The following is a 23,863-nucleotide window of genomic DNA, read 5'->3' as shown; positions in this document are numbered from 1 at the left end:
ATAGAATTGATATCTTAATAATGAATTTTATAAAAGTATACTAAATACATCTTAATTAAACTCATACCAACATACTATTATACTTGTTAAAAAATGTTTGTATAAAATTAAAAATGTAGAATAGGGTATATTAACAATCATTACAGATACCATTCTTAATGTTAAGTGAATAAAAAACAGATAAAAATAAATATTTTTAATAACTGATATTATTATTCATATGAAAGTATACCCAATTTATAACACTACATTCATAATTTTAAAAATAATTATTTTATATATATAAAAGATAAATTGAGTTTTAAAGTAGGATTAGCAACGTATTTATAGTAGACTTGTTCGATTATTCATAGTATTTAGTTGTAAATATATATAATTGAATAAATAAAGTAATTTTTCTTAATTAAATTATAATATTTTTTATTTGTGTTTTTTTAACTTTATCGAACAAGTCTAATGCTTGAAAAATAAAATATAGCATTGTTATTTAGTTTAAATATAATTTACCTATTTTATATACATCTCCGGCTCCTATGGTAAAAATTATATCATTCTCTTTTGCTGTTTTTTGTAAAAAATCTGTTATTTTTTCAAAACTGTCAAAGTGATAGGCTTCAATTCCTCTATTTTTTACTTCTTCACACAGCATTTTGGAGCTTATAGTAGAATCAAACGGCTCTCTTGCAGGATATATGTCTGCAAATATTATTATGTCGGTATCATCAAAACAAGTGTTGAAATCTTTAAATAATGACTTTGTTCTGCTGTAGGTATGTGGCTGAAATATTGAAATGAGCCTATTTTTTTTGATTGATTTTGCAGCATTTAAAGTTGCTTTTATCTCTGTCGGATGGTGTGCATAATCGTCATATACTTTTACGCCATTTTTTTCACCTATATATTCAAACCTTCTTCCAACGCCTGTAAATTCCAACAATGCACTTTTTATAACAGAGCTATTTATTTTACATAGATAGGCGGCTGCTATTGAGCAGATTGCATTATATATGTTGTGTTTTCCGTATACTTTGAGTGAAAAATTATCAATAAGTTCATTTTTAAAAAATAAATCAAAATTTGGATAGCCTTCATCATCAGATTTTACATTTTTACATACAAAATCATTTGTTTCGTCAAATCCACAATAATATATTTTAGAGTTTGAATTTTTGAGAGTGCTTTTCACATTTTCATCATCTCCGTTTGCAATTACAAAACCATTTGACTTGACCTGATTAGAGAATTTTAAGAAAGATTTTTTTATGCTTTCCAAATCTTTAAAATAGTCCAAATGATCAGCTTCTATGTTGGTGATGATTGCAATTTTAGGGAAAAATTGCAAGAAACTGTCTACATATTCGCAAGCTTCAGTTATGAATATATCTGATGAGCCTATTTCTATATTACCACCTATATTTGCAAATACTCCTCCGATTAATGCAGTAGGGCTTGTATCTGCTTTATTGAATATAAGTGTAAGTATAGATGTAGTTGTAGTTTTTCCATGCGTACCTGATATTGCTATTGAGTTTTCATATTTTTCCATAAGATGTCCTAAAAAATTAGCACGCTCCATAGTGTTTAGACCTAAATCATATGATTTTACAAGTTCTTCGTTATCTTTAGCAATTGCAGCAGTATATACAACCATATCAAAATCTTCTGTGATGTTGTCTTTGTTATGTCCTATATATATTTTTATGCCGGATTTTTCTAATTTTTTTGTTATTTCTGAACTTTCTCTATCTGAACCGTATACGTCATATCCTAAATTTTTGCATATTACAGCAAGTGCACTCATAGATATTCCACCGATTCCTATAAAAAATATTTTCATATATAACCTCTCATAAGTGAATTAAATTAAAATAGATTTATAAAAACTGTAATTTTTAAACATATTGGTATTTTAAACAGCAATATAGCTTTTTGAAAACATATTATAACATTTTTTGAAAAAAATTTATAGTAAGAAAAAATAATTGAATAAATTATATATGCAAAAAAGTCTAACATAAATAGTATATAATAATATAAAGAATATAAAATATTGAGAAACTTAATATTCAATAGAATTAGTCATTAGCATTAAATATTATTAAAAAATAGTATAAATTTTATTATGATGAATAAAACTCTTCTCCGGTATCAAGACATATAACTCCTAATCTTCCTCCATTAAAGCAGGCGCCACAGTCTATTGCTATATGATTGTTAGCTTTGTATATATATCCGGGTTTTGTGTTTGATTCTATTAGCATTGTAGGGGTATGCCCTGTTATTAAATATATATCGTCAAAATATTTCATATCATAATCTACTCTATCCCATACTAATTCATCTAAGGTATATTCTTCTATTTTTTTATCCGGATGAAAGTCCCCTAAACCGCCGTGAACTAATAGAAAGTTTTTTCCATTAATGTATAACTTTTTATAGGTTATAAAATTTTTCATATAATCTATTATCTTAAATTTCATTTTACTGTCTAATTTTATGAATTCGTCTATTGTGTTTTTTGCTCCGTTTCGATACCATATAGAAAAATTCTTATATTTGTCAAATTTATCTGTTGAAGTCTCTGTTATTTTTTGAATAATAAAATCCATACATCTGATTGCCATAAGCTCATGATTACCGACAATACATATAACGTTCTTCATCTCCATAAGCTTCAGCATTACTTTTATAGGATGCTTTCCTCTATCAAGAATATCTCCGAGTACATAGAGAGTATCTTCTTCTTTAAGATTAATTTTATCAAGCACTTCTATGAATTTGTCATACTTGCCATGTATATCTGATACAACATATGTTGACAAAAAATCACCTCATCTTGGATATGATATAAAGATTTGCAAAACATAAATTTTTAGCTATAACTGTGTTATATCTTTTTAAAACATATTGTAATTTAAAATTTAATTTTTGTTATTTTGAGTATTTCTGGTATGATTAAAAATATTTTTATTATATTTATCTTTTTGATTTATTTCTGCTGTTATAATCTTTGTCTATGCTATCTTTCCAATCGGATGAGAGTTTTTTATTACGTCTTACTTGTGAGATGACTTCGCTCATAACACCATAACATAAACCTGTTCCTACTCTATCTGAGTGATAATTGACTGCGTTGTTTTTGTCTATTCCAAATTTTCCTGCCTCTTTGACTGCATCAATGTTGGCTCCCATAAATATGAATTCCCAACCATATTTTTCTTTTTGTTCGTTTATCATGGATTTAATTTTATCGTAGGTATATTCTTTACTTGCATTTTCATATCCGTCTGTAGTTATGATAAATAATACTTTGTCTGCTTTTTGTGATATATTTTTTTGGACATTTGCTATCTTTGTTATACTTTTACCGACTGCATCTAATAGAGCTGTGCAACCACGCACATAATATTCATTTTCTGTTAAAGGTTTTATATCGTTTATATCAAATCTGTCATGGAGCAATTCATATTCATCGTCAAAAAGTACAGTTGTTATTATTGCTTTTCCGTCTTCTTTTTTTTGTTTTTCTATCATACCGTTATATCCGCCTATTGTATCAAGCTCAAGTCCTTGCATTGAACCGCTTCTATCCAATATAAAAACTATCTCAGTAATATTATTTTTCATCATGATTACCTCCAATATAAAGAATTAAATTTTTGTGCAAATATATAAAACTTATTTAATACCAATATTTAATAAAAAAGATATAACTTTAAGAAAAATATTGCATAATAATTAAGCGTAAACTATATATTTTTATTAAATAAGTAATTTGCCTGTATAAATACAGTTTTAATTTAATATTTTTGCACAGTTATTATTTAAGTTTATATATGAAGTATATCATTATTTATATTATAAGTGGTCGCATAGCAAGCGACAAATTCTATGCTCCTATTGTTTGTTCTTCAAACTTAAATAGAGCGTTGTTTATTTCAAATACATCGTAGTTATTTTTTTTAATGAAATATTCTACTATCACATCAAACTTACTGCTTCTTGATAGAGCATATCCGCAAGTTTGTAAAAAATCTTTTGTTTCATCTATGGATAATTCCAGAGCTAATGCGAAAGCAAGTGCGGTTATCTTTTTCGGCTTATAGTGTATATCGCTACGAATTTTAGAAAACAGTTTTCTATCTATATTAGCTTTTTTATATATCTCAACGTCTGTTTTTCCTTTTTCATCAATCAGTTTTAATAACCTTTGTGAAAAAGTATCTTCAAGGTTTTCTATTCTATCTTCAAGAGAAGTTGATTTAGATGATGTTCTTATTGATTTCAGTGCCGGTTCTTTTTGGAGGGCTTCTTTTTCTGATGGTAATTGCATTTCCATAATACCATCTTCTTTAGGTATTCTTCTATCTGGTTTATTATTAGGAGTACCGATAAAAATTCTGGTGGAAAATCCTGGAGCAATACCTGCTCCTGCCCCGCCAATAAGACCAAAACCTCTGTTTATATTAAAATTAGAGTTGCTATCTACATAATTATCATCTATATACGCTTTTATATCTTTAAATAAGTCTTCAGAAATTTTAAATGACAGCGTGTCGTATACTACAAGATATATCATCATATCATTTTCTTCTAAAAAACTACTTATAGCAAAAGTTGCCACTTCGATAGCTTTATCTTTAGGGTATCCATATGCACCTGATGATATTATCGGAAACGCAATGCTGTTTATTTTATGTTCTTTAGCAAGTTTTAGTGAGTTTTTGTAACAATTAGTAAGCTCTTGTTTCTCATTATTATTTCCACCTCTATATATTGGTCCTACTGTATGTATTATGTATTTTGCAGGTAAATTATATCCTTTAGTTATTTTTGCCATACCTGTATTACAGCCATTTAATTTTCTACATTCTTCCAACAATTCTTTTCCGGCAGCTTTATGTATAGCCCCGTCTACTCCGCCACCACCGAGCAGAGAAGAATTAGCAGCATTTACTATGGCATCTACTTCCAACTTAGTTATATCAGCTCTAATAATTTCTAATGGCATATGTATCTCCTTCTAACAGTTTAATATTTTAAAACGACTTTAATACAAGCTTTTTTAACAATAGTTTTGATAAAGATATAAAAATAGGCATTATCTATAAACTTATTACCAATATTATTATATGAATAAACATTCTTTTTTACTTATTTTGCAATAAATGTATTGTAGCATAGCTCAAAAGATAATTGAATAAAGCATGAGATTATTTTTTAGATAAAATTAAAATTATTGTAGTAGAGGTAATTCAATTTTTGAATTAAAAAATACATAGTTATCAAAATGTAAAAATTATTAATTTTTTAATATATTTATTTATGATATAATAAATGTTAAATATTTTTGAAAAATTAAAAAAGGTAATAAACTATGGATAAAAAATTTGTTCATCTGCATTTACATACTCCGTATTCATTACTTGACGGATTCTCCAAGATAAATGAAGTTATTGAAAAAGCGAAAAATCTCGGCATGGATTCAGTTGCTATAACGGATCACGGCGTTATGTTCGGTGTGGTTGATTTTTATAAAACAGCAAAGAAGAACGGGATAAAACCGATAATAGGCTGTGAACTTTATACAAGTGCAAGAACTCATAAAGATAAAGAAACAGTAGATAAAAAATCAGGACATATAATACTTTTGGCAAAGAATAACGAAGGCTATAAAAATCTTATAAAATTGGTATCAATAGGATTTGTAGACGGATTTTATTACAAGCCGAGAGTTGATTATGAACTGCTTGAAAAATACAGCGAGGGGATAATATGTTTGTCAGCTTGTTTGGCTGGGGATGTTCAACAACAGATACTTGCAGGAAATTATGAAAAAGCCAAAGAGATTGCATTGAGGTTGGAAAACATATATGGAAAAGGTAATTTTTATCTTGAAATGCAAGATCATAATATAGCTGAGCAAAAAAGAGTAAATATATATTTAAGAAAATTGTCTATTGACACCAAGATACCGCTTGTAGTTACCAATGATGTCCATTATGTTGACAAAAAAGATTATAAATCTCACGAAATATTGCTTTGCATACAGACAGGTAAGACACTTGCCGATGAGCAGAAAATGGAATTTCAAACTAACGAATTCTATTTTAAATCTCAAGAAGAGATGTATGATATATTTTCAGGAGATGAAGAGGCGCTTGCAAATACTCAAAAAATTGCTGATATGTGTAATGTAGAGTTTGATTTTAATTCCTATCATTTGCCTAAATATTCTGTGCCGTCAAATTATACTGCATTTGAATATTTGAAAAAGCTATGCGATGAAGGTATAAAACAAAGGTATGAAATAGTATCAGATGATATAAAAAACAGACTTGATTTTGAATTGAATGTAATAAATCAAATGGGGTATGTGGAGTATTTTTTGATAGTATGGGATTTCATCAATTATGCAAAAATAAACAATATAATGGTTGGGCCGGGACGTGGTTCAGCTGCCGGCTCTATAGTATCTTATGCACTTAAAATTACAGATATAGATCCGATAAAATTCGGCTTACTCTTTGAGAGATTTTTAAATCCTGAAAGAGTTTCTATGCCGGATATAGATATAGACTTTTGCTATGAAAAAAGAGATAAAGTAATAGATTATGTCAAGGAAAAATATGGCAAAGACCACGTTTCTCAGATAATAACTTTCGGAACGTTTAAGGCGAGATTGGCTGTAAGAGATTCTGCGAGAGTTATGGGTATAAGCTATGCGCTTGCAGATAGAGTTGCAAAGATGATACCACACGCACTCAAAATAAGCATAGAAATTGCACTTAATATAAATCCGGATTTGAAAAAGCTATACGATAATGATGAAACTGTACACAACTTAATAGATGTGGCAAAAGGTATAGAGAATTTGCCAAGGCACGCATCAACACATGCAGCAGGAGTGGTTATATCTAAAAATCCGGTTGACAATTATGTGCCTTTATATGTGCAAGATGACAATATAACTACGCAATTTACTATGACAACTTTGGAGGAACTCGGTCTTTTGAAGATGGATTTCTTAGGGCTAAGAACTCTCACTGTAATTCAAAAAACTATTGAAAATATAAAAAAGAATAAAAATATAGAGATAGATTTGGAAACTCTTGATTACAATGATAAAAAAGTATATGAATTAATTTCATCGGGAAAAACTTTGGGTATATTCCAGATTGAAAGCGGTGGTATGAGAAAGTTTATGAAGGAACTCAAACCGGAGCATTTGGAAGATATAATAGCCGGAATATCACTATATAGACCCGGTCCCATGGACTCCATACCTATGTATATAAAAAATAAAGAAAATAATTCCAATATAAAATATATACACGAAAAATTAAAACCAATACTTTCTGTAACAAACGGTATAATGATATACCAAGAGCAAGTTATGCAAGCCGTAAGAGATTTGGCAGGATATTCATACGGTAGGGCAGATTTGGTGAGAAGAGCGATGTCCAAGAAGAAAATGGACGTAATGGAGCAGGAGCGAAAAAATTTTGTATATGGAAATGAAGAAGAAAATATAATAGGCTGTATAAAAAATGGTGTAGATGAAGAAAGTGCAAATAAAATATTTGACGATATGATAGATTTTGCAAATTATGCTTTCAATAAATCGCATGCGGCTGCTTATGCAGTTATATCATATCAGACGGCATATTTGAAAACACATTATAAAGTTGAGTTTATGGCGGCACTTATGAGTTCAGTTATAGGCAATATAGATAAGATTATAGAATACAAGATAGATTGTGAAGAAAATGATGTAAAGATACTTCCACCGGATATAAATTACTCTTATTCAGATTTTCATGTAGAAAATGATGCTATAAGATTTCCGCTTTCGGCGCTAAAAGGTATAGGATTTGCAGTCGCTGACAACATAGCATTTGAAAGAGAAAAAAACGGAGATTACACAAGTTTTGAAGATATAGTAGAAAGATTGGAAAGTAAAAATATAAATAAAAAAGTAGTGGAATCTCTGATAAAATCAGGTGCAATAGATTCTCTTATACCGAACAGAGCAAGCATAATGTCAAATTATGAAAGCATAATAAATTCAATACAACTGAGAAAAAAGAACAATATTCAAGGACAGATAAGCTTTTTTAACAATGAAAGCATAAAAAATTATAGGCAGGACAGTATTGTCAAGATAAATGAGTTTTCACATGAGATATTGTTGTCTATGGAAAAAGATATATTGGGATTTTATTTAAGTGGAAATCCGCTTGACAAGTATAAAAAAATAATAGACAGCAATGTTAATATCAATTCAGTCCAAATAAAAGAGATAAACGAGGAAAATACGTCAATATCGGATATAGAAAATCTGAAAATAGGCATAGTAGGAATTATAAATAAGATAAAGATAAATTCCACTAAAAAAAATAATGAGCTTATGGCATTTTTGACAATAGAAGATTTATATTCAAGTGTTGAAGTAATAGTTTTTCCTAAAATATATGCTCAAATATCTGCCTATTTAATAAAAGACAGCGTCATATTTGTAAAAGGAAGGTTATCATTGGAAGAAGATGAAGACAACAGAGTTATAGCTGAGAGCATACAATCAATAGATGATTTGGAAGAAATAAAAAAAGTATATGTGAAAATAGATGATTTTAAAAATTCACCCAAAGTTCATCTCGTAGAAAACTTGACAAAGCCGTATGGAAATGCGAAACTATATTTTTATGATGAAAAGACAAAAAAAGTTATGGTAAAAGATAATATGAATATAGATTATAGCGATGAAATCATAAGCAGGATAAAAGCACTTGTCGGAGATGACAATGTAAAAATAATATAAATTTTTAGAAAGGAATATAGATATTTTGAAAAGAAAAATTTTACCTTTATTAATGCTTACAGCACTATTAACAACAAATACGATATATGCAGAAATTAATATAAATGATATAAATAATTCTGTAAAATCAAATGAAGCAAGCCAAATAGAAAAGCCTAAAACAGAAAGCACAGAAAAAGAACAAAAAGTTGAAGATTTAGAAGCGTTAGAAAATAAACCCAAAGAAACTCAGACAAAAATAGTGGACGTATTTAAAAACATACCCAATTCACAGTATGTTGTGAGGTTACGTACTCAAAGCAAACAGGAATTGCAAAGTCTTTATGACAGGGGATTTAGAGTTTTTGAAATAACCGTATCAGCCACTTTGGACAATCAAATAGTTCTTGCAGATAATTTCAGTGAGTATTTTTACAGATATTATGAAGCGTATATACAAAGACCTACAATAGACGAATATTTTTCATATAAAATGAAAAATGGTGAAACTCAAATGAGTATAGGCGATATAAATGTGTTTTTAAATAATTATCCGGATGCAAGATTTTTTGTGAAAAGCTTAGATACGGAAAAAAATATATTTGACATTTTAAACAACAAATCTTTTAAAAATAAAGACAAACTTATAATAGAAACAACGGATATTTTAGGAAATTATAAAACTTTCGACAATGTTGCTCTTGTAGATTTAAAAGGCGAAAACAATATATACAGCTTTGCAGTAAACAACAAAGATAAAAATATAATGTTTGTATATCAAAATACAAGTCCTAATCAAAAAGAAATGGAAGAGATAAAAAAAGCAAAAAGAAGAGTGTATGAGATAAATAAGCCTACACTTACAAATAAAAATGAGAGCAAATTTGACGGATATATATATTCAATAGAAGACATAGTAAATTTGCCTATAGCTATACCTCAAGCCGTAAAATCCAACAACTATATAAGACCTGCAATACAAAATGACAGATTTATAGCTCATGCAGGAGGTAAAGTACTTGGAATAGTAGGAACAAATACCCTTCAAGCTATGAACAGTTCATATTCAAGAGGAAACAGAATATTGGAAATAGATTTTGATTGGACTACTGACGGCAAAATAGTACAATTACATGATTGGGCAAGTTTTAAAAAGTTGACGGGAGATGTATTTTCAAATAATTACTATATGAAATATGAAGAGTTTAAAAATAAAAAAATGATAAATTCTCTAAAACAGATGTCCATAGACGACACATTGGAATGGCTTAAAAATAATACGGATGCATATATAGTGACAGATGTAAAAGAAGATAATATGGAAAATGGAAACATAAAAGCTTTGACAGAATTTGCCAACAGTTCAAAAGAAATACAGTCAAGATTTATACCGCAGATATATGATACAGTTCAGTATCAAAAAATAAAAGATTTGGGCTATAAAAATATAATATATACACTTTATAGGACAGAACAAAGTCCGTATGGAGTTTTGGAATTTGCAAAATGCAATGATTTGTTCGCTGTAACTATGGATAATTTATACAGAGTTTATACAACTTTACCTGAATTGCTTACTAATAACGGAATAAGGGTGTATATACACACAGAGAATGACAAAACAAAGGCAAAAGCATATATAAACGGACAAAAAGCGTACGGCATCTATTCAGATGATATATTAAGTGCAGTAGAATTAAATAGTTAAAAAGATAAGGAAAATAAAATTGAGGAAAATAGATTTAAGTGTTGTAAAAGAATTTCAAGAAGTACCTACAATAGATCTGAAACCTATAAAAGTGTTAAAAGACAGAGTTTATTTTGTAAAAGCTATCCAAAACTCAAAAAACGAATATTGGGTGGATGGCATATACTGTTATTATATAGAAGAAAATAAAAATGTAAGAATAGATGAAGGGACACATACACTACATCCATATAAATTTGACATATTTGTGCCAAGCGATGATGAGGATGTACAAATTTATGAGGATATGAACTATATATTTTTCAGTATAGTAACAGATTCATCTGATGAAAACTTGGCACAGATAATATTGTACGCCATAGATATAAATACACATGAACAAATAAGAATATTTGCCATAAAATATTCTCAAAGAGAGTTTTATTACATGGGATTTAGAATGTTATCTGAAAGATATATAGCAATAGACTTGGTAAATTCAATCAATGATACATTAAAAGAATATGACAAGCTATTTATATTTGATATATATACAAAACAAATGATTGAAATACAAGACGTATCAATAAAATATTCATTGGGAATTTTTCAATTATCTCAAAACAATAAATATATATATTGTGAAGAGATATATATGGACGAAGAAGATGAAGTATCCATACTTACAACCAATATGTATGAGGTAGACGATGACGATCTTGTAGAAAATAGACTCGATATTTTTAACAATGCAGTTAAATGTATGGACTTTGAAAAATTCAAAGAAGAATGTATCAATTCAAATAATCACATAGATATGAAAGATATAGATTCTATAAAAGAAGACGGTATAATACGAGTAATAGGCAGTACAAAAGAATATATCTACTATAAAAAAACTAAACATCAGAAATTTTTGGAACACAGTAAAGAGTTTAATGATAGAATAATGCTTGGAAAAGAAGAAATATATGCTATAAATAAAAATAATATGACATCAGAAAAAATAACCAATTTAGATATCGGTTCAACATTTTCTTTTGAAAATAACATATTATATAAAATTACAGAAGATGATAAAAACGTAAAAATAATAGATATATTAACAGGCATACAGGAATATGCTTATGAAAAATTGGAAAAAACTGAAGAATTTTTAAATTTTATTCAAAATAGATATCTTATAATGGAAGTAAATCCGAATATGCCAAGCAAAAAATATCTCAAACTCATAGATATGCAAACAGGAAAAATAGAAATACAGGCAAAAAAAATCATATCAGTAAAGGATAATTTTTTCTATGAGTCGAGATAATTGATTTTTTATAATATTATCTTTAAAACAAATATTAATATACATTCTAAACTTAGGAGAATTTTATGGAAGAATTGAAGAGAAAAGCTCTTTTTAATGAAAATGGAGATATAGAGCTTGGAAAAAGAAGAATGATTAACGGAAATACAACAAATCTCAATGATTTTAACAATATGAAATACACTTGGGTAAGTGATTGGTACAGACAAGCGATGAATAATTTTTGGATACCGGAAGAAATCAACTTATCACAAGATATTAAAGACTATAAAAACCTTTCAGTAGAGGAAAAGACTGCATACGATAAAATACTATCTTTCTTGGTGTTTTTGGATTCGTTGCAGACAGCTAATCTTCCTAATATAGGAGAGTATATAACAGCAAACGAAGTAAATTTATGCTTGACTATACAGGCATATCAAGAGGCTATACACTCACAGAGTTACGGATATATATTAGATACAATATGTTCGCCTGAAGAAAGAACAAAGATATTATATCAATGGAAAGATGATCCTCTTTTGCTTGCAAGAAATAAATTCATAGGAGATCAATATAATGATTTTTACAACAACAGAACAAAATATAATTTGGTAAAAACAGCAATAGCTAATTATATTTTGGAAGGGATTTATTTTTATTCAGGATTTATGTTTTTCTATTCATTGGGTAGAATAGGGAAAATGCCTGGTACAATGCAAGAAATAAGATATATAAACAGAGATGAAAACACACATTTATGGTTATTTCGATCAATAATTTTAGAGCTTAAAAAAGAAGAACCAGAGATATTTACCAAAGAAAATATAGACTATTTCAGAGAAATGATAAAACAAGGTGCTGAGGAAGAAATAAAGTGGGCGAGATATGCGATAGGTGATTCAATAAAAGGACTTACTATGAATATGGTGGAAGACTATATAAAATATATAGGCAATTTGAGATGTAAAGGTCTCGGATTTGAACCTATATATGAAGGATATGAAGAAGAAATAGAATCTATGAAATGGGTAAAAGAATATTCAGATCCTAATTCCATAAAGACAGATTTTTTTGAAGCAAAAGTATCAGCATACGCAAAATCAACAGTGATAGAGGATGATTTATAAAAAATTGGGAGTAAAAATAATTTTGTGTAAACTCTGGTAAAATTTCACTTTAATTTATTAAATTTTTTATATATTGTTTGTCTATAATAAAACTTATTTAAGTTAATACTAAAAGTTAATAGAATAATGGATATTTTGATTTTTAAGAATTCGTCAGCTAATTAAAATTAAGTATATTTAAAATAAACAACATATATAAATGTATCCATTAATCAAACGAATATTAGTATAAGATATGCTCAAATATGTGTTATGAGCAAAACATATTTGAGCATTATATTAAAAAAATCTATGCTTCTATATTTATAAATTTTGAGTTTTTTACATCAAATAGTCCCATGTCTGTGAGTTTTAGTTCAGGTATTACAGGAAGCGACATAAAGCAAAGCGTCATAACGGGCTCTACATCACCGGATATACCTAAATGCTCGTGTGCCTTTTCGTGTATTGACTGTAATTTTTCGTTTACCCATTCTCCGTTTTTATCGCTCATAAGCCCTGCTATAGGCATAGGCATACTTTCTATTATTTTATTATCTTTTGTAAGGACTATTCCCCCTTCCTGTTCGATTAGACTTTTTACTGCAAAATAGATTTCTTCATCACTTACACCGACTGCTATTATGTTATGAGAGTCGTGTGCTATGGATAAAGCTACTGCTCCTGATTTTATACCGTAGCCTTTTATGAAAGCGCAAGCTACATTACCGGTGTTATTGTGTCTTTCAACAACTACCATTTTTACAATGTCTTTGTTTTGATTTCTTATAAATTCTCCATTTTCATCAATATCTACAGTTTCTACTACTTTTTTTGTAACTACACTGCCCTTTGATAATTCTATTACGTTTATTTTATTTGATTTAAGTTTTGTCTTTAATTTGTCTAATGAAAAGTCTTTTACTTTTACACTTCCTTTTACAGAGGAAATATCATAGTATTTTGTTTCTTTAAGATAATTTTCGTTTTGTGCAACTAATTCGCCTTTTATAAATACGCTTTTAACTTTAAAATCTTTTAAATCTTCAAATAATACTATGTCTGCACGATAACCTGGAGCTATTGCTCCTCTGTCATATAATCTGAAACACTCGCTTGCATTAAGTGTAGCCATCTGTATCGCTGTGATTGCATCAAGACCTTCTTCTACACAAATTTTCAAGTGGCCGTCTATATGACCTTCTTCAAAAATAGTCTTGGGTTGTCTGTCATCTGAGCATAATAAACATCTTCTGCTGTTTTTTTCATTGACACCTTTTAATAAAGTACGAAGGTCGTGGCAAGCTGAGCCTTGTCTGAGCAGTACATACATACCTCGTTGTATTCGGTCTTGCATTTCTTTTACATCTGCACATTCATGGTCAGCCAATATTCTTGCTGCCGAGTATGCATTCAAATCTTTATCATATACTTGAGGACTATGTCCGTCTATTATTTTTCCTTCATTTTTTGCAACTATGAGTTTGTTAAGTACCTCATCATCAGCATTTATAACTCCTATAAAATTCATAAATTCTCCAAGACCTATTATGTTTTCTCTTTTTATAGGTTCTTTCATTTTTTCAGAGTCTAATATTGCACCGGCGTGTTCAAAAGGAGTTGCCGGTACGCAAGACGGCAATGCAAATTTTATATCGAGGGCTGTTCCTTTTGCAGATTCCATCATATAATCAAGACCTGTGATTCCGCATACATTAACTATTTCATGAGGATCAGCAATTATTGTGGTAGTACCGTGTGGCACCAACAATCTGCCAAGCTCACTTGGTGATAAATATGATGATTCGATATGTATGTGGCTTTCTATAAAACCCGGAGAAGCATATAATCCGTGTGCGTCAATTATTTCATTTCCGTCATAATCACCTATGCCTGCTATTTGGTAATCGCATATAGCTATGTCTCCGTTTATAATGTCGTGAGAAAAAACATCTATTATTTTACAGTTTTTAATCACTATGTCTGCTTTTAATCTTCCTGATGCTACATCAATTAATTTTTTTAAATTTTCTTTTTTCATATATAATTACCTCCCATATTATTTGATACAGTTTTTAATACAAAAATAAAATATAGTTATAAAAATACACAAAGTAACGATACCATATAAGTTAAATTAAGTATTGTAAAGTATGGACATTTATAAATGTCCATTTAAAACTTACAATGATGAAATAGATTTATTATATTTTGTATAGCTAAATGTTATTTTTAATAGAAAAGGCGGTACAATATAAAAATATATAAAAAAATATTTTATGAATGATTTATATTTAAAAATTTGTAAAACTTGAGTAAAAATTTAAAAAAATATTGTTTATTTTTTTATTGTTCGATATATAGTATATTACAAATATTTCAATCTATAAATATATATTGAAAAAAATGTAAAAATAATTTAATAAAAAAATTTAATTTGTTGAAATAGTAAGGCTTTATATGTTATACTATAGGAAATCTAATTATATAATTTAAAAGTTTAGTATTATATTAAACTTATTACTTGATAACATTGTGCAGAATTATATTTTATACTATTTCCTAATTAAACGGCTGATATAAAAATATTACGATTAATATATTAGATTTTATATTAGTGTTTTAATCAATTATGTTATTTAAATAGGTTTTAGTATTAATTTTAATTAAAGATGGAGTTTAGATTATGTATATGCACTTTTTTGGGGTGTTATTTTTTATTTGTAGCTCGCTCTACTTTTTTCTTGCACTTAGGAAATATAATTCGGAAAAAACACATATATTTGTAAAAATATATATTTTAATAATGGTATTATTTTCAATTATAGCATTTTTTTATGGAGTATATTATTTTGCTAATGATATACATATGATTTTGTTTATTCATATCATGGAAATGTGCATATATTTATGGATTTTTGCCTTTATATTTCATTGTATGTTTAACATATTGAGATATATAAAGTCAAAATCTATTTTGATTATATATATCATTCCTGCAATTTTTACTGCATTTTTATTGAGCAACACTTCGGCTTTTGCAAGTAACAGTGTTTTTGGCAAAAATATCATTACTGTTGTATTTTTGCTATATATTTCTTTTTTTGCGGGAGGAACTTTAGCTTCAATAATATATAAGGGTAGGGAAATAAAGGACAATAAATATAGAATTAACTTGTATGTTTTTGCGGCTGTTTATGCCATATTTACAATTTCTTTTTTATATGTTTATGTGTATTCTCCTGATATGTATATATTTTCATCAAGGCTTGGAAATATGGGGGTATTTGCATTTATAATACCTATGGCTTTTATGTATAGACTTGTGAACAATCTTGATTTTGCAAACGGATTGCCTGAGGATATAATTTTTAATATTATAAATTCTATGAATGAATCTGTAATATTAACTGATAAAAATGACAATATAGTATATTTCAATAAAAAGTCTGAGGAAGTTATAGGCAAGGATAGACAAAATATAAGAGATGTTTTTGTAACGTCGAGTGATTTTGATGACGTTGAAGAAAACTTGTCTTCTGAGATATATATAAATACAAAAGACGATGCAATATTATCTATAATGGTGTTTTCAAATGTATGTGACAAATTTGGAGATATAAGGGGCAGAATATTTATATTCCAAATTATAAGACAGCTTGTAGATGCAAGGCATAGATTGGAAAAAGTAAAGAAAGATTTGGAAAGTAAGATAGCGAAAAGAACAAGAGAACTACAAGAGTATAATGAGAAATTACAAAATGAAATAAATGACAGGGTATCTATAGAATATCAGATAAGAGATATATTCTGTTATGATACATTAACAGCACTTTATAATAGAGCATATTTTATACAAGAGCTTGAAAATACGTTATTTGAAGATACAGATGAGCTTCACGCATTGATGTTTATAGATTTGGACGGTTTTAAATCTGTAAATGATTCTTTGGGACACAGTTATGGAGATGATGTTCTCATTGCAATTTCTGATAGGTTAAGACATCTATATAAATATAAAAATGTTGTTATTTCAAGATTTGGCGGAGACGAGTTTGTAATATTGTTCAAAGATGTTCCGAGTGAAACTTATGTTGCTACAAATGCACAGATGATACTTGATACGGTAAAAGAGCCTGTTTACTTTGATGAGGCAAGAATACATGTATCGGCATCAATAGGTATAGCTATGTATCCTAAAGATGGAACAACGAAAGATGAACTTACAAAAAGTGCTGATGCAGCGATGTATAAAGCTAAAGAAGATGGTAAAAATCAATATAAATTTTTCCAAGAAAAATATAGGCTTGACATAGAAAGAGAATATGATTTGACTCATAATTTGCTTAATGCTTTATCTAAAGACGAACTTTTATTATATTATCAACCGCAAATCTGCATACAAAACAGTACAGCATCAGTAATAGGATTTGAAGCTCTGTTAAGATGGCAAAAAGACGGCAAGATTGTTCATCCGGGAGTGTTTATACCTGTAGCGGAAAAAACAAATATAATATCCGATATGGGAAGATGGATAATATTTGAGGCTTGTAGTCAAGGTAAAAAATGGAGTGACAAATATGGCAGAGATTTTAAAATTGCAATAAATCTTTCTGCGAATCAGTTGATGAATCCCGTACTTTATGATGAAATATCTACTGCACTTTTACAAACAGGTGTAGAACCGTCTTGTATGGAGTTTGAAATAACAGAAACAAGTATAGTAAAGGATATAAAAAATTCCATCACAGTTTTAAGCATGCTTAAAGAATTAGGTGTTAGAATAGCTGTAGACGACTTTGGGACTAAGTATTCCACATTTAACTATTTAAAAAATTTGCCTGTTGACAAGATAAAGATAGATATAAGCTTTGTGAGAGGTATAGGCAAAAATAAAATAGATGAAGGTATAATACTTTCTTTGATAAGTCTTGCAAAAGGTCTTGATATAGAAATAATTGCTGAAGGTGTTGAAACTAAAGAAGAGTTGACTTTTTTAGTAGAAAACGGATGTAATAATATACAAGGTTTTTACTTCTTTGCACCAATGGAAGTTAATGATTTGGAAGAAAGAGAAATACTTAATTTTGAACAAGAAGAAATTTAAAAAAAGAATAAAAATGATAACTTTTTATAGTGAATTGTCTTATGACAGTTAATATATATTTAATTAAATTAGCTCTTGAAAAATATTAAGATATGGGTTACTATAAATTGTTAAACAAAAATGAAAAGGGGAACTGAAGTTGGGATTTTTAGAGAGTTATTTTGCTAATAGAGAAATAAATAAGCTTAAAAAGAGAGTAGATATAATAAATTCACTTGAAGATAGTATGATAAAGCTGTCTGATAAAGAACTTGTTGCAAAAACTGATGAATTTAAGAAAAGATTATCAGAAGGGCAAACTCTTGATGACATACTTGAAGAGGCTTTTGCAGTTTGTAGAGAAGCATCAAAAAGAGTGCTCGGTATGCGTCATTTCGATGTTCAGCTTATGGGTGGAATGGTACTTCATCAAGGTAGAATTGCAGAGATGAAAACAGGAGAAGGTAAAACTTTGGTTGCAACTTTACCTGTATATCTAAATGCTCTTGAAGGTAAAGGCGTTCACGTAATCACTGTAAATGATTATCTTGCAAAAAGAGATATGGAGTGGATGTCAAAATTATATGGATTTTTAGGTCTTACAACAGGAGTTATAGTACATGGACTTAAAGATGCTCAAAGACGTGCCTCTTATATGGCAGATATAACTTATGGTACAAACAATGAATTCGGTTTTGACTATTTAAGAGACAATATGGTAACTTATAAAGAAAATATGGTTCAAAGAGAACTTAATTATGCCATAGTCGATGAGGTTGACTCAATACTTATAGATGAAGCGAGAACACCTCTTATAATATCAGGCCAAGGAGATAAGTCCACAACATTATATTCTCAAGCGGATACATTTATAAAGACACTCAATAAAGAGACAGATTATACGGTAGATGAAAAAGAAAATGCGTCATCACTTACAGATGAAGGACTTGAAAAAGCACAAAAATTCTTTAATATAGAAAATCTTACAGATTTAGATAATATAGAGCTTTATCACAATATAAATCAGGCACTTAGAGCTAATACTCTTATGAAACGTGATGTTGATTATGTTGTAAAAGATGGAGAAATAGTAATAGTAGATGATTTTACGGGCAGACTCATGTTCGGTAGAAGATATTCAGAAGGACTTCATCAAGCTATAGAGGCTAAAGAAGGTCTCGAAGTACAAAGAGAGTCAAAGACGCTTGCAACAATAACATTTCAAAATTATTTTAGAATGTATAATAAAATTTCTGGTATGACAGGTACTGCAAAGACAGAAGAAGAAGAATTTAGAGCCATATATAGAATGGACGTAGTGCAAATACCTACAAACAGACCTATACAAAGAAAAGATTTGAATGATTCCGTATATAAGAGTGAAAATGGTAAGTTTAGAGCAGTAATAGAAGAAATAAAAGAGCATCATGCAAAAGGCCAACCTGTTCTTGTAGGTACAATATCCATAGAAAATTCTGAAAAACTTTCTTCAATGCTTAAAAAACAAGGTATTGAACATGAAGTTTTGAATGCCAAAAATCATAAAAAAGAAGCTGAAATAGTTGCCCAAGCAGGTAGATTCGGTCAAGTTACAATAGCTACCAATATGGCAGGTAGAGGTACCGACATAATATTAGGAGGTAATCCTGAATTTTTGGCAGAAAGAGAAATGGTAAAACTTGAATATGATGAAGAATTAATCAATCAAGCAAAAGCATTCACTCAAACAGAAGATGAAGAAATATTGTCAGCAAGAAAAAAATACCAAGAATTGTTGGCTAAAAAGAAAGAAGAATTAAAAGAAGAACAGCAAAAAGTAATAGATGCAGGCGGTCTTTGCATAATAGGTACAGAAAGACATGAATCAAGACGTATAGATAATCAGCTTAGAGGACGTTCAGGTAGACAGGGAGACCCTGGTGTTTCAAAATTCTTTATATCACTTGAAGATGAACTTATGAGATTGTTCGGTTCTGAGAAGATGCAATCTATGGTTGAGTCACTTGGAATGGATGATGACACACCTATAGAGGCAGGAATATTATCAAAATCAATAGAAGGTGCCCAAAAGAAAGTGGAGGGTAAAAACTTCGGGATAAGAAAACATGTCTTAGAATATGACGATGTAATGAACAAACAAAGAACTATAATATATGATGAAAGAAGAAGAGTATTAGAAGGCGAAAATATAAAAGAAGAAATTGTAGAAATGATTAAAAAGCAAGTACAAAAAGTTATAGATAAGAATACCGGCGACAGTCAAGATCCGGAAGAATGGGATTATAATGAGATTAATCATGGACTTAGCAAACTTTTAAGACTTGAAACTCTTCTTGATTTTAAAGCAGAAGATAAATTAGAAAAGCAAGATTTATATGATAAAGCCATTGAAGTAGCAGAAAACAGATATATGCAAAAAGAAGCACAAATAGGATCAGATACAATGAGAGAAATAGAAAGAATGATACTTCTTCAAATGGTTGACACTAAATGGATGGATCATATAGATGCTATGGATCAGTTAAAGCAAGGTATAGGTCTTAGAGCAATAGGACAGGATAATCCTGTAAGAGCATATCAAATAGAAGGTTTTGATATGTTTGATGCGATGGTGGAATCTATACAAGAAGATACTGTTGAATATGTATACGGATTTGAATTAAAACCGAGACCTGATATACAACTTGTAAGAAAATCAGTAGTAGATATGGATAAGTTGCAAGAAAAAGGTGCAAGTGATACTACACAGGAAGATACAAGTTCAAAAACTATAGTAAAAGAAAATAAAATTGGAAGAAATGATTCATGCCCTTGCGGAAGCGGTAAAAAATATAAAAATTGCTGTGGGAGATAAAAATGCTTAATATACAGGAACACAGAGAAAATATAAAATCTGTTCAAAATATGCTTAAAGAAATCAGTGTTTCTCTTTGACATAGATAATTTGAAAAAACAAGATGAAATTTTAAAAGAAGAGATAAATGCACAAGATTTTTGGAATGACAGAGAAAATGCACAAAAAATATTAAAAAAATCTAAACAGATACAGACGAAATTGGAAAGTTATAATACAGCGTCTTCAAAACTGGAAGATTTAGAAGTATTGTTTGAATTGGCAACAGAAGATGAGAATTTAGAAGAAGAGCTTATAAAAGAGATAGATGATGTTCAAGCTGATATAAAACAGTTGTCATTGCAGGTCTTGTTGAGTGGAGAATATGATGCTAATAATGCAATTTTATCGGTACATTCAGGAACAGGCGGTTTAGATGCACAAGATTGGACGCAGATGTTGCTTAGAATGTATACAAGATTTGCTCAAAATATGGGATTTAAGATATATTATATAGATATACAGCAAGATCCTGAAGCCGGAATAAAATCGGCAACCTTGCACATAGAAGGAGATAACGCCTATGGATATCTAAAATGTGAAAAAGGTGTCCACAGATTAGTAAGAATATCTCCGTTCGATTCTTCGGGGAAAAGACATACATCATTTGCGTCAGTAGATGTACTGCCTGAACTCGATGACAGTATCAAGATAGATATAAATCCTAAAGATTTGAAGATAGACACATATCGTTCATCAGGCGCCGGAGGACAACACGTAAATAAAACAGAATCAGCTATAAGGATAACTCATATTCCGACAGGAGTAGTAGTACAGTGTCAAAATGAGCGTTCACAGTTTTCGAATAAAGATACAGCTATGAAGATGCTCATGGCTAAGTTGATTGAGCTTAAAGAACTTGAACATAAAGATAAGATAGAAGATATTCAAGGAAAATATTCATTAATAGCTTGGGGTTCTCAAATACGCTCATATGTTTTTCAACCATATACAATGGTAAAAGATCATAGAACAAACTTTGAAATAGGCAATATCACATCCGTTATGGATGGAGATATAATGCCGTTTATAAATTCGTATTTAATCAATAAAGAAAAGTAGATATTAAATAGCCACTTGTAAAAAAATCGGGTGGCTATTTTTTTTGTTTTATTTGTATTATAGCAATATTAGTTTGATTAATGTACAAAACTTATATAAGTTACTTATTTTAAGTATACTTATACTATTTTCTAATAAAATTATAGATACTTTTATAATTATATAACATTAATATAAATAGTTTATTTGAAAAATTAATTATTATGTTTTTCCATTATTTCATAAGATTTTAGTATTAATTTTACTTAGCTAATAAATTCTTAAAAATAAAAATATACATTATTCTATTCATTTTTAGTATTAAGGCTATTACAGAATATAAAGTTTCTACTTTTTATATTATTAATTTTTTGAAAAAATTCTAATTTGTAAGATTAATATTAATAATAAGGGTATAAAAAGACAAATAAAGATAAGTTTAGTATATAATTAATCTTAAAAATTTGTAATTAATTTGAATGTAACTGTTTTAAATTAATTTACTATAAAATATAAAAACTAAGGAGTTTTAAATATGAAAAGTAACATAGGTCTTATCGGTCTTTCTGTAATGGGGACTAATCTTGCACTTAATATGGCTGATAAAGGATATAAAGTGTCTATTTTTAACAGAACAGTAAGTGTAATTGATGACGTCATGAACAATACACCTCATAATAATTTTGTGCCTGTATATTCGTTAAGAGAATTGATAGATTCTTTGGAAAAGCCGAGAAAAATAATGTTTATGATAAAAGCGGGAGAAGCTGTAGATAAACTTATAGAACAACTTTTAGAGTTTGTAGAAAAAGATGATATATTGATAGATGGTGGGAATTCATATTTTAAAGACACTATAAGAAGAAAAAATTATCTTGCACAAAAGGGAATAAATTATGTAGGTGCAGGAGTTTCAGGTGGAGAAGAAGGCGCAAGATTTGGACCTGCTATAATGGTTGGAACGGATGAAAATATATATCCTGCTGTAAAAAATATATTTGAAGACATATCTGCAAAAGTTGATGATGAGCCTTGCTGTGCATATATATCTACAGATGGTGCGGGACACTATGTAAAAATGGTGCACAACGGCATAGAGTATGCGGATATGCAACTTATAAGTGAAGCATATTTAATATTAAAACAAATCGGTAAGCTGTCAAATGATGAACTTCATGAAGTTTTTGATGATTGGAATAAATCAGAACTTGAAAGCTATCTTATAGAAATAACATCAGATATATTCTCCGTCAAAGATGATAATAAATCATATCTTATAGATAAAATATTGGATGTTGCAAATCAAAAAGGTACAGGTAAATGGACAAATTTGGAAGCCATAGATTTAGGCGTGGATATTTCTACGATAACAAGTGCATTAAACGGTAGATTTATGTCAACTTTGAAGGATGAAAGAGAAAAAGCAAGCAAGATATTTAAAAAAGAAGATATAAATGTGAATATAGATAAAAAAGAATTGATAGAATTGGTTAAGTACAGCTTGTATACGAGTAAAATTGTAGCTTATGCACAGGGTTTTAAATTACTGAGCAAAGCACAAAAAACTTATGGTTGGGATTTGAATTTTTCAAAAATAGCCGAAATTTTTAGAGGTGGCTGTATAATAAGAGCTAAATTTCTAAATGATATATCAAATGCTTTTGAGAAAAATAAAAATATTGAAAATTTGATGTTTACAGATTTTTTCTTAAATCAAATAAACAAAAATATATCATCACTTAGAAAGCTGGTTTCAATGTGTGCCTTGAGCGGAGTAAGCATATATGCAATGTCAAGTGCCTTATCATATATAGACACATATTCATCATCCGTTTTAGGTGCAAATCTGATACAAGCACAAAGGGATTATTTCGGAGCACACACATTTGAAAGAATAGATAAAGAAGGGGTTTTCCATTTTGATTGGATAAAATCATTGAATAAATAAATGGA

Annotated in this window: 13 protein-coding genes; 8 read left to right on the top strand and 5 right to left on the bottom strand. The window is 29.0% G+C overall.

Features of this window, described 5'->3' with window-relative positions:
• Positions 1 to 487: 487 nt before the first annotated feature.
• From murC to HMPREF9630_RS02490, 4 genes are all read right to left on the bottom strand, one after another.
• On the bottom strand, positions 488 to 1,837 hold the full coding sequence (murC, locus tag HMPREF9630_RS02505; RefSeq protein WP_009526970.1) for a UDP-N-acetylmuramate--L-alanine ligase: 1,350 nt from the start codon (positions 1,835 to 1,837) through the stop codon (positions 488 to 490).
• Between the two features lie 283 nt (positions 1,838 to 2,120).
• Positions 2,121 to 2,822, bottom strand: coding sequence for a metallophosphoesterase (locus HMPREF9630_RS02500; RefSeq protein WP_009526969.1), 702 nt, complete (start codon positions 2,820 to 2,822; stop codon positions 2,121 to 2,123).
• Positions 2,823 to 2,976: 154 nt separating this feature from the next.
• Positions 2,977 to 3,627 (bottom strand): vWA domain-containing protein, encoded by a 651-nt coding sequence (locus tag HMPREF9630_RS02495; protein ID WP_009526968.1) that lies wholly within the window; start codon positions 3,625 to 3,627, stop codon positions 2,977 to 2,979.
• A gap of 262 nt (positions 3,628 to 3,889) precedes the next feature.
• A complete protein-coding gene (locus HMPREF9630_RS02490; RefSeq protein WP_009526967.1) occupies positions 3,890 to 5,011 on the bottom strand; it encodes an O-acetyl-ADP-ribose deacetylase in 1,122 nt (373 codons plus the stop codon).
• Between the two features lie 366 nt (positions 5,012 to 5,377).
• Here HMPREF9630_RS02490 and HMPREF9630_RS02485 point away from each other — a divergent pair, with 366 nt between their 5' ends.
• From HMPREF9630_RS02485 to HMPREF9630_RS02470, 4 genes are all read left to right on the top strand, one after another.
• Positions 5,378 to 8,821, top strand: a complete 3,444-nt coding sequence (locus HMPREF9630_RS02485) for a DNA polymerase III subunit alpha (RefSeq protein WP_009526966.1) — start codon at positions 5,378 to 5,380, stop codon at positions 8,819 to 8,821.
• A 25-nt stretch (positions 8,822 to 8,846) separates the two neighbouring features.
• Entirely contained in the window at positions 8,847 to 10,508 is a 1,662-nt protein-coding gene (locus tag HMPREF9630_RS02480; RefSeq protein WP_009526965.1) for a glycerophosphodiester phosphodiesterase family protein, read from the top strand.
• Positions 10,509 to 10,527: 19 nt separating this feature from the next.
• Entirely contained in the window at positions 10,528 to 11,802 is a 1,275-nt protein-coding gene (locus HMPREF9630_RS02475) for a hypothetical protein (RefSeq protein WP_009526964.1), read from the top strand.
• Between the two features lie 65 nt (positions 11,803 to 11,867).
• Complete coding sequence (locus tag HMPREF9630_RS02470; RefSeq protein WP_009526963.1) at positions 11,868 to 12,911, top strand: ribonucleotide-diphosphate reductase subunit beta; 1,044 nt, start codon at positions 11,868 to 11,870, stop codon at positions 12,909 to 12,911.
• Positions 12,912 to 13,200: 289 nt separating this feature from the next.
• Here HMPREF9630_RS02470 and ade read toward each other — a convergent pair whose 3' ends face one another.
• Positions 13,201 to 14,931: an adenine deaminase gene (gene ade, locus HMPREF9630_RS02465; RefSeq protein WP_009526962.1), complete on the bottom strand. Its 1,731-nt coding sequence runs from the start codon at positions 14,929 to 14,931 to the stop codon at positions 13,201 to 13,203.
• A gap of 1,206 nt (positions 14,932 to 16,137) precedes the next feature.
• Here ade and HMPREF9630_RS02460 point away from each other — a divergent pair.
• From HMPREF9630_RS02460 to gndA, 4 genes are all read left to right on the top strand, one after another.
• Positions 16,138 to 17,997, top strand: a complete 1,860-nt coding sequence (locus HMPREF9630_RS02460) for a putative bifunctional diguanylate cyclase/phosphodiesterase (protein ID WP_242824673.1) — start codon at positions 16,138 to 16,140, stop codon at positions 17,995 to 17,997.
• A 139-nt stretch (positions 17,998 to 18,136) separates the two neighbouring features.
• The gene (secA, locus tag HMPREF9630_RS02455; protein ID WP_009526960.1) at positions 18,137 to 20,830 is read left to right on the top strand and encodes a preprotein translocase subunit SecA; all 2,694 of its coding nucleotides are present in this window, start codon (positions 18,137 to 18,139) and stop codon (positions 20,828 to 20,830) included.
• A 2-nt stretch (positions 20,831 to 20,832) separates the two neighbouring features.
• Positions 20,833 to 21,931 (top strand): peptide chain release factor 2 gene (gene prfB / locus HMPREF9630_RS02450; protein WP_207634963.1). Its coding sequence is split into 2 segments (ribosomal slippage): positions 20,833 to 20,907 and positions 20,909 to 21,931, totalling 1,098 coding nucleotides; the frame shifts between segments, so codons are not numbered across the junction.
• Positions 21,932 to 22,445: 514 nt separating this feature from the next.
• Positions 22,446 to 23,858, top strand: coding sequence for an NADP-dependent phosphogluconate dehydrogenase (gene gndA, locus HMPREF9630_RS02445; RefSeq protein ID WP_009526958.1), 1,413 nt, complete (start codon positions 22,446 to 22,448; stop codon positions 23,856 to 23,858).
• Positions 23,859 to 23,863 lie beyond the last annotated feature (5 nt).

Source organism: Peptoanaerobacter stomatis, from assembly GCF_000238095.2.
Taxonomy (GTDB): Bacteria; Bacillota; Clostridia; order Peptostreptococcales; family Filifactoraceae; genus Peptoanaerobacter; species Peptoanaerobacter stomatis_A.
Note: the sequence above shows the minus strand (reverse complement) of the source record. Positions and strands in the feature narration are given on the sequence as shown.